The following is a 13,241-nucleotide window of genomic DNA, read 5'->3' as shown; positions in this document are numbered from 1 at the left end:
GCGCCGCCCCTCCCCCACGACCACGCCAGCCACCCACGCTGCCCCCTTGCCCACACCGCCGCCCGACGCGTCCCACCAACGCGCTGCCCCCGCGCGACGCGTCCCACCAACGCGCTGCCCCCGCGCGACGCGTCCCACCAACGCGCCGCCCCGCGCGACGCGTCTCACCACCGCGCCGCCGCCCCCGCGCGACGCGTCCTACCACCGCGCCGCCGCCCCGCGCGACGCGTCCCACCACCGCGCCGCGCGGAGGAACCGTGCTCGGTCTTGTCCCAGGCATCAACCGGAGCTGGGTGGCGGTGCTGTGACCTGCGCTTCGCCAGGCGGTGGGAAAGCGTTGGCGCAGCCGCCCGAACCGCATGGCACCATGCAGCAAGTTCGGAATCGCTGAAGGAGCAACCGTGGAAGACCGCGAGAAGGACGGCTACGTCCTCACCGACGATGCAGGCCGGGTCGACATCGATCGCGTACACCGCTGGCTGGCCGAGGAGTCCTATTGGGCTACCGGCCGCCCGCTCGACCTGGTCACCCGCTCGATCGACGGCTCCGTGCCCTATTCCATCCTCCACAATGGCGAGCAGGTCGGTTTCGCCCGTGTGGTCACCGACGGCGCCACCTTCGCCTGGGTCTGCGACGTCTTCATCGCCGAGTCGCACCGCGGCCACGGTCTGGGCGTCTGGCTGGTCGACACCATCGTCGAGGACATGACCGCCCGCGGCATCCTCCGCCTGCTGCTCGCCACCCGCGACGCCCACGAGGTCTACCGCCGCTCCGGCTTCACCCCGTTGGAAGGCCCCGGCCGCTTCATGGAAATCGACCGCCGCCCGACCCGCAACGCCATCCTGGGCCGCTCCTGATCCGCAGCCACCCACCCCGCTGCCATAGGCCCAGCCACCCACCACCGGACAGAGCGCCTCATCCACCACCGGACAGCGCGCCCCATCCACCGCCGGACAGCGCGCCCCATCCACCGACAGACGACGCGCCATCCAACGCCGGACGACGCGCCCATCCACCGCCGGACAGCGGACTCCATCCACCGCCGAACAGCGCGCCCATCATCGCCGAGCAGCGAACCTCGCTCACCGCCGGATAACGCACCATCCCACCGTCGGAGAGCGAGCCTCCCCGCGCCAGTCGAAGCGGGTCAGGCCGCAGAAGTGACCGAGTCCGCCCGCCCGCCGAAGCGGACCCGGCGGCAGAAGCGACCAGGTCGCACCCGCCAGACAAGGCAGGCCCGCAGCAGAAGCAACAAGGCCCACCCGACCGACGAGGTAGGCCGGGCGGTGGTCAGCTGGCGACGGCCAGGGCCAGCGGAAGGACGGAGTGGGCGCCGGACTGGCGTAGGGTGCGGCCGGCCAGGGCCATCGTCCAGCCCGAGTCGACCAGGTCGTCGACCAGCAGCAGCGGGCCCTGGTGAACGGTGAGGCCGGCGGCGACCTCGGGTGGAACGGTGAAGGCGTTGTGCAGGGCGCGGACGCGCTGGGCGCTGTTGCCGCGGAACGTCTCCTCTCCGGAACCGGCTGAGGTGAGGACGCCGAGCAACGGTAGGCGGCCGACCGTTGCGATGTGCTCGGCGAGGCTGTGGACAAGTTGTGGATGACGTCGTGAGCCGACCGCCACGACGCCGACCGGGCGCTGGGCCCAGGCGTCATCGCCGCGCGCCCACGCTTTGAGGACCTCGACGACCGCGGCGGCGAGCTCGGCCGGGATCGGTGCGTCCGGGGACTCGGGGCCGACCACGCCGCGTAGGCGGGCGCCCCAGCCGAGATCGGAGAGGCGGCCGACGGCCCGGCCCGGCTCGACCTGCTCGGCCGGCCCGATCTTGCCCTTCAGCGAGATGCCGACCGCGGTCATGCCGGTGGGCCACATCTTCTTCGGCGCGACCTCCACCCCGGGACGGCCGAGGAACGCCTCGGCGGCGGCCAGCGAGCCGGCCGACACGTCCGGGCCGAAGAGCGGCTCGGCACAGTTGTCACACCGGCCGCACGGTGTGGCCTCCGGGTCGTCGAGGCATCTGCGGAGGAATTCCATCCGGCAGGTGGGGGTCACGGCGTACTCGAGCATGGTTTGTTGCTCGGCGGAGCGCGCCTCGGCGACGCGCCGCAACCGGGCGGTGTCGTAGGTCCACGGCTCGCCGGTGGCGAGCCAGCCGCCACGTGTGCGGCGGACCGCCCCGTCGACGTCCAGCACCTTGAGCATCAGCTCCAGGCGGTTGCGCCGCAGATCGACCAGGGGCTCCAGGGCCTGCGTGGACATCGGCCGGTCGGCGGAGAGCTGGGCCAGCACCGAACGCACCTGATCCTCCGGCGGGAAGGCCAGCGAGGCGAAATATCGCCAGATCGCCGCATCCTCCGGGCCGGGCAGCAGCACCACCTCGGCGTGCTCGACGGCCCGGCCGGCGCGACCGACCTGCTGGTAATACGCGATCGGGGAATTCGGCGCGCCGAGGTGAACGACGAAGCCGAGGTCGGGCTTGTCGAAACCCATGCCGAGCGCGGACGTCGCCACCAACGCCTTGATCTTGTTGTCCAGCAGGTCCTGCTCGGCGGCGCGGCGCTCGGCGTCGTCGACCTGGCCCGTGTACGAAGCGACCGGAAAATTTCGGGACCGCAGGAAGTCGGCGGTCTCGGTGGCGGCCGCGACGGTGAGCGTGTAGACGATGCCGGAGCCGGGCAGGCGCTCCAAATGGTCGGCGAGCCAGGCCAACCGGTGTGCCGGCTCGGGCAGCCGCAGCACCGCGAGGCGCAGCGAATCCCGGTCGAGCGGCCCGCGGAGCACCAGCGCGTCGCCGAGCTGGTCGGCGACGTCGGCGGTGACCCGGGCATTCGCGGTGGCCGTGGTGGCCAGCACCGGGGTGCGGCCGGGCAGGCCGGCCAGGAAGGTGCGCAGACGGCGATAGTCGGGCCGGAAGTCGTGACCCCAGTCGGAGACGCAGTGCGCCTCGTCGACCACGAGCAGCCCGGTGCTGTGGGCGAGGCCGGGCAGCACGTTGTCGCGGAAGTCGGGATTGTTCAGCCGCTCGGGGCTGATCAGCAGCACGTCGACCGTGCCGGCCCGGATCTCCTGCTCGATCTCGGACCACTCGTCGAGGTTGGCCGAGTTGATGGTGCGAGCCCGGATGCCGGCCCGGGCAGCCGCGTCGACCTGGTTGCGCATGAGCGCGAGCAGCGGGGACACGATCACCGTGGGGCCGGCCGAACCGCCGGCCCGCAGCAGGGCGGTGGCCACGAAATAGACCGCCGACTTGCCCCACCCGGTGCGCTGCACGCACAGCACCCGGCGCCGGTCGACGGTGAGCGCCTCGATGGCACGCCACTGATCCTCTCGCAGTCTCGCGTGCTCTCCGGCGAGCCGGCGCAGCACCTGCTCGGCGCGCTCCCGCACACTCGCCCGCTCGGCCGCATCGGCTGTCATCCGCGTCGTCTCGGTCACCCGGCATGTCTATCAGCCGCCACCGACAGAACCGGAGTTATCCACAGTCCGGGGTTATCCACAGAACGAGGAGAAAGTCGTGCGGCGGTCGCCGCGCCGGGCCAAGCTGCTGGGCATCCGAACTTCTCGCGACGGGGAGGAAGCGATGCGAGCCATGACGGCAGCGAGTCGACGGTTCCGCCCGGGCGGAACGCCGCACCCGGCCCGGTCACCGCCGCGCCGGCGGCCGGGTGACCGGCTGGCATCGACCGCAAATCCGACCCGGACCCACTGCTGAATGGAAGTCTCAGGGCATGAGCAAAACGATCGCCGAGAAGCTGTTGATCAAGCCGAATTCCACCGTCTGGCTCAGCCAGCCGGCACGCCTGCCGCTGCTCACACCGATGCCGGAGGGTGTGCGCGAGACCGGATCGCTGGCCGCCGCCGGCACCGCTGTGCTGTTCGCCGAGGATGCCGCCTCGGTGCGCGCCCAGCTCACCGAGCACCGGGCCGACCTGGACAAGCCGAGTGCCTTCTGGATCGCCTATCCGAAGGGCAACAAGGCGGACATCAATCGCGACACGCTGTGGCCGATCGTGGCCGATTTCGACATGCGGCCGTGCGGCCAGGTGGCGATCGACGACCGCTGGTCCGGTCTGCGCTTCCGGCCGAACCGTCCCGATGAGGGCCGATTCACCGGAGGCAGCCAATGACCAGCCGGGCGCCGCTTCGGTGGCCGGCCGTCCCGGCCACCGGGGCACCCGCTCAGCGGCCGACCGGTGCACGCCGACCCGGCCCGACAGCGGCCGGATCAGCGGCCGAGGACCGTCCCGCCGTTGACGTTGACGATCTGACCGGTCACGAAACCGCCGCCCGGCCCGACCAGCCACCGCACCGCCTCGGCGATCTCCTGCGGCTCACCGGCGCGCTTGACCAGTGCGGAGTCGACCCGCTTGGCGTGCCCCTCCGGCGTCATCCGGCCGTCGAAGAACTCGCTGTCGGTGATGTATCCGGGCGAGATCACGTTGGCTGTGATGCCCTCCCCGCCCAGGTTCACCGCCAGGTCCAGTGCGTAGCCGTGCAGGGCGGATTTCGCCGCGGAATACGGCCCCCCGCCCCCGCGCTGGGCCGCGATCGAGCTGGTCAGGATGATCTTGCCGCCCGGCCGGCGGAGCAGTGGCAGCAGCGCGGTGGTCGTCAGCACCGCGGTGAGCACGTTGGAGTCGAGGTTGGCCCGCCAGCGTGCGGCCACGCCGTCCAGCGTGCTGTCGTCGCCGCCGATGAACGCGCCGGCATTGTTGACCAGGACGTCCACCGCCCGACCGGCGACCGCCTCGACGATCCGGGGGACCTGCGCCGGGTCGGCGGCGTCGGCGGTGACCGCGGAGGCCTGCGGGCCGATCCACTTCACCGCGTCGGCGAGCACCTCGGGTCGCCGGCCCACGATGATCACGTCGTAGCCCTCGCCGGCCAGCATGCCGGCGGTCGCCTTGCCGATTCCGGTGCCACCACCGGTGACCACAGCCAGTCTTGTCATGATCCCGACCCTATCCGGCCCGCTTGGGCGGTTCGGTCAAAGGGCGAGAGAGAACCCGCTGTTCGGTTTGGCCGGGGCGGCCGGCGACGGGTCGGCCGGCGACGGCGCGGCCTTCCTCCGGGCGCCGCCATGCCGGGACGGTGGCCGCTTGCGCTGGTGGATGGTTTCCTCCGGCCCCGGGCGATCATCCTTGGCCGAGGCGGCGCTCACCGCATCGTCCTTGGTGGCCGGGTCACTGACCACGCCGAGCACCTCGGCCCGGCACGGATGGCCGTTCATGGCGAAGGCGAGCGGCAGCGGGTTGCGGTCCCGGTAACCCCCGCGCAGCGTGATCACCCGGCTCCGGCCGGCACCGCGCACCACGACACGTCGACCGTGCTGGGCGACCGATCGGGGCGGTCCGGCCAGCCGCTGCGTACCGGGGAAGCTGAACTCCAACCGCCAGCCGGCCGAGCCGCCGGTGGTCAGCACGGTCATCCGCGCTTCAAAGGCACCGCCCGAGTCGCGCCGCACCTGGTACTGGACCGAGCAACGGACCCGCTGCGTGGTGTCCGCGCCCGGGCCGGCGGCGGAGGCGCTGGACTGGTCGGCGTCCGCGGCCTCCCGCCGGGCCGACCAGGTCAACGCGCTACCGGCCAGCAGCACCACGGTGGCCAAAGCCGCGGCCGCCGACAACCGGTTCCGGGCGCGGGCCGGGCGGCCGTGCCGCACCCACGCGGCGACCGCGCCAGCCTGGCGCAGGCGCGAGCCGAGAAACAACCCATTACCGAGGGGATGCACCGCACCCGTCCGCAGCACGGTCCCGAATCGGAGAGCGGCCCGCAGCCGCAGTTCACGGAGCCGCAAGCGGCACGACGGGCCGGACGACCAGGGCCGGCGATCGGGCAACCCGGGCCCGGACTCCGCGACACTGCCGTACGAAGAGCCGGACCGCCCGGAGGCACCATGCGGCGCGGCGGGCCGCCGGAGTCTCCGGTGCGGCGAGCCGGACAGCCAGGACAACCGGGCGCGGCGCGGCGCCTCGGAGCCGGCCGGGGCGGGTACCACCGCGCGGGCGACCGGGACGGCCGGACGTTCCCCGGGGCGCAGCGGCGGGATGATCGGCCGCACCCCGACGGTGGCCGCCAAGGCCCGGGCCACCTCCGCGGAGACCGGCCGGTCGGCCGGGGCTTTGGCCAGGCACCGCAGGCACAGATCAGCCACCGCGGCCGGCATGCCCGGGACGTCGGGGACCGGATCGGGGTCGGCGTAGAGATGGGCGCGGAGCGCCTCGGTGGTGCTCGCGGCGGGCCACGGCATCCGGCCGGTGAGCGCGCGGTAGAGCAGCAGCCCAAGGGCGTAGACGTCGGTGGCCGGAGAGACCGGCGCCCCGCCGAGGCGTTCCGGGGCGAGGTAGGCGGGCGTCCCCAGCAGGCTGCCGTCCGGGCCGGCGTCGCGCTGCCCGACCACCGCCGAGATGCCGAAGTCGACCACCTTCGCACCGGCCCCGGTGAGCATCACGTTGGCCGGGGTCACATCCCGGTGCACGACGCCGCGGGCGTGCGCGGTGGCCAGGGCCGAAGCGACCTCGGCGCAGACCATCACGGCTTCGCGCCAGTCGAGGGTGCCCTGCCGGCCTATGCGCGCGCCTACCGACTCCCCGTCGTTGAGTTCCATCACCACATACGGAACGGTCAGATGATCAGAAAGCAGAGCCTCCCCGAAGTCGTAGACGCCGGTGATGTGCGGGTGGCACAGCCGGGCGGCGGCCAGCGCCTCCTGCCGAAGCCGGTCACGGAAGGCACGGTCGGTGGCCAGTTGCGGGGTGAGCACCTTCACCGCGACGTCACGGCTGAGGGTCTCGTCGTACGCGCGCCAGACGACCGACATGCCGCCGGTGCCGAGCTTCTCGACGAGGCGGTAACGGCCGGCGATCCGAAGCGATCCCTCGTGACCGTTTCGCTCCGTACGCCCCATGCGCCGATTCTCGCCCGAGGGACTGAGTCTCCGGTGCCGCACTCCGAAACCCGCCCGGATTCTCCGAGCGGAACGCCCAAAACACCTCAAACCTCGCCCCGTGCCGATCCGGTGACCGGTGACCGACCGGCCCGCAGCCGGGACGCGAAGCCGTGGCGCCGGCGATGTCGCTGGTTGCGGTCCGGCCGCTGACCGAGTGGCCGGAAACGACGACGCCCGCCCCGAGAGCCGGGGCGGGCGCGCGAGACACCGGAGCAGGTCTAGAGCATGGAAAGGTGCACGTGGTTGGTATGAACCACCGACGGACCACCACTGGCGCTGTAGGCACGCCAGCCCGTGCTGGGCATCCAGATCTGGCGATACCAGATCACGTACATGATGCCGAGGGCGTCCGCGTTCTTGACGAAGTACGCGGCGAGGCGATCGCCGTACGCCTTGTCGCTGCCGGTCGCCGCGGCGTCCTTGAAGGTGCTGGGGTTGGCGGAGAAATCGCAGGCCCGGCCCTTCGGATGTTCACCGGAGTCGCGCTGGCTCCAGCAGACCGTGTAATGCGTGAAGCCGTCCGACCGCGCCTCCTGATAGGCGTGCAGGGTCCGCGGCGTGATGCAGCCGGTCGAGGTCGGGTCGTCGACCGTGCATGACTCCTTGGGCCAGGAGCCGTCCGAGTTGCGCGGCGCCGGGGCGGCCGCCGCCGAGTCGGCGCTGACGAAGCCGCCCACCGAACCGCCACCGACCGCCCCGAGAGCGATCTCGGCCTGCTTCTTCTTCTGCGCCATGACGTTGACCTGGCGGTTCTGCTCGATGATCTCGGCAGACAGCGCGGTCTGCGCCTTCTTGGTGGTGTCGATGTCCGTCTTGTACGCGGCGAGGGTGCTGCCGTCGAGCTGCGCGAGCATGTCGAGGCCCTGCACCCGCTCCACGAAACTGTCCGGCGAGCCACTGTTGAGCAGCAGCATCATCGTGTTCATCCGGCCCATCTGGTACGAGCGGTTCGCCACGGCGGCGACCCGCCTGGTGAGGCCGTCCACCCGGGTCTGCGCCGCCTTCAGCGTGGCGGTCAGCTGCGTCTGCCGTTTCTTCGACTCGGCCAGTTTCGTCTTCGCCAGGTCGTACCCCTTGGCGGCCGCTTCCAGGTTGGCCCGCAGCGCCTTGGTCCCGCCTTCCGGGTCGGCGGCACGGGCCGGCGTCCCGGACACGACGAGCACGGCCGCGAGGGTCGCGGCCACCAGGGCGGCGAACCGGGCCGGTCGCCCCGACCGGCTGAGGAACAGTCCACCGCGCCGCCGAATAACGGCAAATGGGGCGCGCGTGGAGTCGGCGAGCAGGTCGGTGCGCCGGCGCGGGGGGAAGGCCGCCACGGAAAACCTCCAAGTCGGGAGCGCGGGTACTTTACCGTGCCGGGCCTGGAGAAAGGGAGATCGATCAGGTCGCCGAATATCCACCGTCGACGAAGAGTGTCTGACCGGTTACCGCTTGGCTCGCCCCGCTGGCCAGAAAAACGGCACATCCGGCGAAATCCTCGGGCAACCCATTGCGACCGATCATTGTCCGAGCGGCGTGCGCCGCCACTTTCGAGGGATCCCCGAAGACGGGTTCGGTGAGTGGGGTGTGCACCACTCCGGGGGCGATCGCGTTGGCGCACACGCCGTGTCGCGACCACGCCTCGGCCTGCGAGCGGGTCAGTCCGACCAGGCCGGCCTTGGCCGCACCGTACGCCCCGCTGTTGCCGTAGGCGCGAAAGGCCTGCTGGGAGGCGATGTTGATGATCCGCCCCCAGCCTCGGGCGGCCATCCCCGGGCCGAACGCCTGACCGAGCAGAAAGGGGGACGTCAGGTTGGCCTCCACGGTCAGGTCCCAGACGTCCTCGGCCAGCTCGTCCAACGGCGGTCGCAGGTTCACGGCCGCCGAATTGACCAGGATGTCCGGCTCGCCGTACCGCGAGTTCATCTCCCCGACCGCGGACCGGACCGCCGACCGGTCCGCCAGGTCGGCCGTGATCGCCCCACCCTCGGCACCATGTTTTTCCAGCTCAGCGACCACTTCGGCGAGTGGCCCCGCACGCCGGGCGAGCAGCACGACCCGGGCGCCGGCGCGACCCAGCGCGAGGGCGATCTCCCGGCCGATCCCGGAGCTCCCACCGGTGACCAGCGCAGTTCGCCCATTCAGCCCGAAAAGCTCATCCAGGTACGAAGTCATACTCCGCACGGTAGATCGCTGAGTGACCGTGCGAGATCCCACTGTGAGATCCGACACTCACCCCGAAATCAGTCCTCGATGACGGGCGGTCCATCCGGGAAAAGAGTGTTCTGCACGGTATGCCAGATCTCCTCGTTGCCGGCGACCAGCAGTCCCTTGCGACGGTTGATCGGCATGTACTCCACGCCGTCGAGGTGTCGGGCGACGCCGCCGGCCTCGCGGACGATCAACGTGCCGGGCGCGTGGTCCCAGGGCAGGATCCGCCAGAACATGCCGAACTGCTGCGCGTCGGTGGCGATCGCCGGGTATTCGTATCCGGCGCAGTGCCGGCCCGGGGTGTACCCGCCGAGCGCGCCCGCGTGCGCGTCGATGTGCGCCTGCATGTCGGGCGGAAAGTACTTGTTCGCGATCACCCCGTGCAGGTCGCCGGCCGGCGGGTCGTCGGCCCGGGCTTTGACCCGCACGCCGTCGCGGAACGTGCCGGACCCGGCCTCGGCCACGGTCAGGCTGTCCTCGACCACGTCGAGGATCCAGGCGGCCACCGTCTCGCGCTCCCGCACCAGGGCGACCATCACGCAGAACGGCGTCCGCCCGGCGGCGAAGTTGTTGGTGCCGTCGACCGGGTCGACGATCCACACCGCGCCACCCTCGTCGATCCGGTCGCGGACAGCGGGATCGGCGGCGACCGCCTCCTCACCGACCACCGTGGACCCGGGCAGCAGGGCGGTCAGTCCGCGGGTCAGCGCCCGCTCGGACTCCTGGTCGGCGATGGTGACCAGGTCACCGGGCGCTTTCTGGTGCACGTCGGCGCTGTCCAGCCGCTGGAATCGGGGCAGCACCACCGTCTGCGCGACCTCACGGACGAGGTCCGAAACCTGGTCAAGCACGGGGCGGCAGCTTCACGACGCTGACGAAGAACTCGTCGATCTGGCGGATCACCGCGATGAACCGTTCGAAGTCGACGGGCTTGGTCACATACGCGTTCGCGTGCAGCTGGTAACTGCGCAGGATGTCCTCGTCGGCGGAGGAGGTGGTCAGCACTACGACCGGGATCCGGCCCAGATCGTCGTCGTTCTTGATCTCCTCGAGCACCTCGCGGCCGTCGCGCCTCGGCAGGTTCAGGTCGAGCAGGATCAGGTCGGGGCGGACCGCCTCCGCGAACTGTCCCTCGCGACGCAGGTAGGCCAGCGCCTCCGCGCCGTCGGAGACGACGGTCAGCCGGTTGCGGACCTTGTGCTCCTCGAACGCCTCCTGGGTCATCAGGACGTCACCGGGATCGTCCTCGACCAGCAGGACCTCGATCGGTGTGCCGCTGTCCCGGAATTCGGTGCTCACACCCCCACCGCCTCTCGCTCCTCGTGCTCCTCGCCGGGCTCATCCAGGCCGATCAGCGCCGGGAGCGTGAACCAGATCGACGCGCCCGGAGACACGTCCACATCCAGCCAGATCCGTCCGCCATGGTATTCGACGATCTTCTTGACGATCGCCAGTCCGATACCGGTGCCCTCGTAAGCGTCCCGGGCGTGCAGCCGCTGGAAGATCACGAACACCTTGTCGGCGAACTCGGCCTCGATGCCGATGCCGTTGTCCCGCACGTTGAACTTCCACTCGCTGCCGTCGCGTTCGGCGGTGACCCGCACCCGCGGTGCCACATCCGGCCGCCGGAACTTCAGCGAGTTGCCGATCAGGTTGACGAACAGCGTGGTGAGCAGCGGCTCCTCACCCTCCACAGTGGGCATCCGACCCCAGGTGATCTCACCGTCCTCGCCGGCCCGGGCGTCCAGCTGCGATTTCACGTCGCCGAGCACCCGGTCCAGGTCGACGTCGGTGAAGCCGCTGGTGAGCCGGCCGATCCGGGAGAACGCCAGCAGGTCGTTGATCAGCCGCTGCATGCGTTGCGCGCCGTCCACCGCGAAACCGATGTACTGGTCGGCGCGGTCGTCGAGCTTGCCGGCGTACCGCCGCTGCAGCAGCTGGCAGAAGCTGGCCACCTTGCGCAGCGGCTCCTGCAGGTCGTGCGAGGCGACGTAGGCGAACTGCTCCAGGTCCCGGTTCGACCGGGTCAGCTCCTCGGCCTGGCTCTGCAACTGCTGGTTGACCCACTCGACCTGCTGGCGGGCGTCGCGCACCTCGGTCAGTTCGGTGGCGATCTGCTGGCGCATCCGGTCGATGTCCGCGGCCAGGCCGACCAGCTCGGGCGCGCCGACCGAGCTCTCGATGTGCCGTTCATAATCGCCGGCCGCCACGTCGCGCACCTGGCCGGCCAGCTCCAGGATCGGCCGGCTGATCAGCCGGTCGAGCAGGAGCAGCAGGAAGATCCCGGCGAGCACGACGATCGCCGCGGCGGCGATCTCGATGGCCACCATGGTGTGACTGGACTCCTTGGCGGCGGCCGCGCTGTGCGCCCGCAGCGTCTGGATGTGCGTCTGCATCACGCTCAGCGCGTCACGCACCGCGTCGAACTGCCGGGTGTCCCCGGCCTCCACCTTGGCCTGCCCGGCGGCGGCCCCCTGGTCGCGCACGGTCGCGATCACCGGCTCGGCGACGTCGCGGTGCCAGTCGTCGATCCGCGCGCGCACCGCGGCCAGGTCCGCGCGGATCTGGCCGTCATCGGGACGCAGGAAGCCATCGATCCGGCTGACCTGGGTGTTCTGCTCCACCAGACCCTGACGGTAGGGCTCGAGACTGGCGTCCCGCCCGGTGATCGCGAAGCCGCGGATCCCGGTCTCCTGGTCGACCAGCGCGGTGCCCAGCGTCTCGCTGGCCGCCCGCATCGGGCTCACCCGGTTCAGCACGTCGTCGAGCTGACGGTTGTGGGTGGCCGCGGTGGTCGCGGCGAAGATCCCCAGAGCGGTCAGGATCAGGCCGACGACCGCACACAGCGCGACGATCCGGCCGCGCAGGGACCAGGTGCGTACGTTCATCGCCCACCGCCTCGCGAGATCAGCAGCATCGCCACGTCGTCGGTCAGCGGGCCGCCGTTGTCCTGGTCGGCACGCCCGACCAGCCAGGCCGGCAGGTCGCTCAGCGGCACCTCGCGCGCGGCCGGCTCGTCCAGCAGCTTGCACAGCCCGTCGACGTCGAGGCGCTCGTTGCCGGGCCCGGTGTGCCCCTCGATCAGGCCGTCGGTGTACATCAACAGGGACCAGTCATCGCCGGTGAACTCCAGCTCGGTTGCGGGTGTCGGGGTGGGACGTACCCCGAGCACGATCCCGGTACGCGCGTGCACCGGCCCGGCCCGGCCGTCGGTGAGCACCACCGGCGGCGGATGGCCGGCGAGCCGCACGGTCGCCCGGTTGGCGGCCAGGTCGATGGTGGCGGAGGCGACCGTGGCGAACACCTCCCGCGCCCGCCGTTCGCTCATCAGCACCTGCTCCAGCGAGGCCAGCACCTGCTCCTCGGGCACCCCGGCCAGCACCAGCGCCCGCCAGGCGACCCGGAGCTCGACGCCGAGCGCCGCCTCGTCCACCCCGTGGCCGCAGACGTCGCCGACGATCACGTGCAGCTTGCCGCCGGTCTGCACCACGTCGAAGAAGTCGCCACCGAGCAGCCCGGCCGCCCGCCCGGAGCGGTAGAAGGTCTCGACCGTCACCTCGGTGGTCTGCATCAGCGGCTGGGGCAGCAGACCGCGTTCCAGCCGGGCCGACTCCTCCTGCCGCAGCTCGACCTCGCGCAGCCGGCGGGCGTTCTCGTCGGCGCGCTTGCGCTCCACCGCGTACCGCAGGGCGCGGACCAGCCAGACCCCGTCGACCTGGCCCTTGACCAGGTAGTCCTGGGCTCCCTCGGCCACCGCCTGGACACCCAGGTGCTCGTCGGAGCGGCCGGTGAGCACGCAGACCGCGGCGTTGCCGGCGACGGCCAGCAGTTTGCGCAGCCCGTCGATGCCCTCCGCGTCGGGCAGGCCGAGGTCGAGCAGCACACAGTCGGCGTCGGCGACCAGGCCGCGCGCCTGCCGGAGGCTGCTGGCCACGGTCAGCTCGAACGGGGCCTCGGCCTCGCTGAGCAGCTCACGGACGAGGAAGGCGTCGCCCTCGTCGTCCTCGACGAGCAGGATCCGCAGCCGCTCCATCTGCGCGAGCGCGTGCGCGCGGGGTGCGAACGACCGTTCCATCATTCCCAATCCCGACTCGACGCAGAG

General features: G+C 71.5%; 11 protein-coding genes. 2 read left to right on the top strand and 9 right to left on the bottom strand.

Going from position 1 to position 13,241, the window contains the following annotated elements:
- The first annotated feature begins 401 nt into the window (after positions 1–401).
- A complete protein-coding gene (locus ACSP50_RS03040; RefSeq protein WP_014687685.1) occupies positions 402–857 on the top strand; it encodes a GNAT family N-acetyltransferase in 456 nt (151 codons plus the stop codon).
- Between the two features lie 433 nt (positions 858–1,290).
- Here ACSP50_RS03040 and ACSP50_RS03035 read toward each other — a convergent pair whose 3' ends face one another.
- Positions 1,291–3,417, bottom strand: coding sequence for an ATP-dependent DNA helicase RecQ (locus ACSP50_RS03035; RefSeq protein WP_014687684.1), 2,127 nt, complete (start codon positions 3,415–3,417; stop codon positions 1,291–1,293).
- A 248-nt stretch (positions 3,418–3,665) separates the two neighbouring features.
- On the opposite strand from ACSP50_RS03035, the gene ACSP50_RS03030 reads away from it, so the two are divergent.
- Positions 3,666–4,127 carry a hypothetical protein gene (locus ACSP50_RS03030; RefSeq protein WP_231956852.1) on the top strand — a complete coding sequence of 154 codons (462 nt, stop codon included), beginning with the start codon at positions 3,666–3,668 and terminating at the stop codon, positions 4,125–4,127.
- 98 nt (positions 4,128–4,225) lie between these two features.
- On the opposite strand, the gene ACSP50_RS03025 is transcribed toward ACSP50_RS03030, so the two are convergent.
- The 8 genes from ACSP50_RS03025 to ACSP50_RS02990 form a co-directional block, all read right to left on the bottom strand.
- The gene (locus ACSP50_RS03025; protein WP_172898846.1) at positions 4,226–4,954 is read right to left on the bottom strand and encodes an SDR family NAD(P)-dependent oxidoreductase; all 729 of its coding nucleotides are present in this window, start codon (positions 4,952–4,954) and stop codon (positions 4,226–4,228) included.
- A gap of 33 nt (positions 4,955–4,987) precedes the next feature.
- Positions 4,988–6,907 carry a serine/threonine-protein kinase gene (locus ACSP50_RS03020; RefSeq protein WP_014687681.1) on the bottom strand — a complete coding sequence of 640 codons (1,920 nt, stop codon included), beginning with the start codon at positions 6,905–6,907 and terminating at the stop codon, positions 4,988–4,990.
- Between the two features lie 260 nt (positions 6,908–7,167).
- Complete coding sequence (locus tag ACSP50_RS03015; RefSeq protein ID WP_014687680.1) at positions 7,168–8,265, bottom strand: hypothetical protein; 1,098 nt, start codon at positions 8,263–8,265, stop codon at positions 7,168–7,170.
- Positions 8,266–8,329: 64 nt separating this feature from the next.
- Complete coding sequence (locus ACSP50_RS03010; protein WP_014687679.1) at positions 8,330–9,103, bottom strand: SDR family NAD(P)-dependent oxidoreductase; 774 nt, start codon at positions 9,101–9,103, stop codon at positions 8,330–8,332.
- Positions 9,104–9,171: 68 nt separating this feature from the next.
- The gene (locus ACSP50_RS03005; protein ID WP_014687678.1) at positions 9,172–9,990 is read right to left on the bottom strand and encodes an inositol monophosphatase family protein; all 819 of its coding nucleotides are present in this window, start codon (positions 9,988–9,990) and stop codon (positions 9,172–9,174) included.
- Positions 9,983–10,438, bottom strand: a complete 456-nt coding sequence (locus ACSP50_RS03000; protein WP_014687677.1) for a response regulator — start codon at positions 10,436–10,438, stop codon at positions 9,983–9,985. The genes ACSP50_RS03005 and ACSP50_RS03000 overlap by 8 nt, the downstream gene beginning before the upstream one ends.
- Positions 10,435–12,027, bottom strand: coding sequence for a CHASE3 domain-containing protein (locus tag ACSP50_RS02995; RefSeq protein WP_014687676.1), 1,593 nt, complete (start codon positions 12,025–12,027; stop codon positions 10,435–10,437). The genes ACSP50_RS03000 and ACSP50_RS02995 overlap by 4 nt, the downstream gene beginning before the upstream one ends.
- Positions 12,024–13,217, bottom strand: coding sequence for a PP2C family protein-serine/threonine phosphatase (locus ACSP50_RS02990; RefSeq protein WP_014687675.1), 1,194 nt, complete (start codon positions 13,215–13,217; stop codon positions 12,024–12,026). The genes ACSP50_RS02995 and ACSP50_RS02990 overlap by 4 nt, the downstream gene beginning before the upstream one ends.
- Between the last annotated feature and the right edge of the window lie 24 nt (positions 13,218–13,241).

It is taken from the genome of Actinoplanes sp. SE50/110 (assembly GCF_900119315.1).
In the GTDB taxonomy this organism is placed as follows: Bacteria; Actinomycetota; Actinomycetes; order Mycobacteriales; family Micromonosporaceae; genus Actinoplanes.
This window is presented reverse-complemented; position numbering and strand designations above follow the sequence as displayed.

Coding starts and splice junctions, on each gene's coding strand:
- ACSP50_RS03035 (WP_014687684.1), bottom strand. CDS start 3,417: ATGACAGCCGATGCGGCCGAGCGGGCGAGTGTGCGGGAGCGCGCCGAG.
- ACSP50_RS03020 (WP_014687681.1), bottom strand. CDS start 6,907: ATGGGGCGTACGGAGCGAAACGGTCACGAGGGATCGCTTCGGATCGCC.
- ACSP50_RS03010 (WP_014687679.1), bottom strand. CDS start 9,103: ATGACTTCGTACCTGGATGAGCTTTTCGGGCTGAATGGGCGAACTGCG.
- ACSP50_RS02995 (WP_014687676.1), bottom strand. CDS start 12,027: ATGAACGTACGCACCTGGTCCCTGCGCGGCCGGATCGTCGCGCTGTGT.
- ACSP50_RS02990 (WP_014687675.1), bottom strand. CDS start 13,217: ATGATGGAACGGTCGTTCGCACCCCGCGCGCACGCGCTCGCGCAGATG.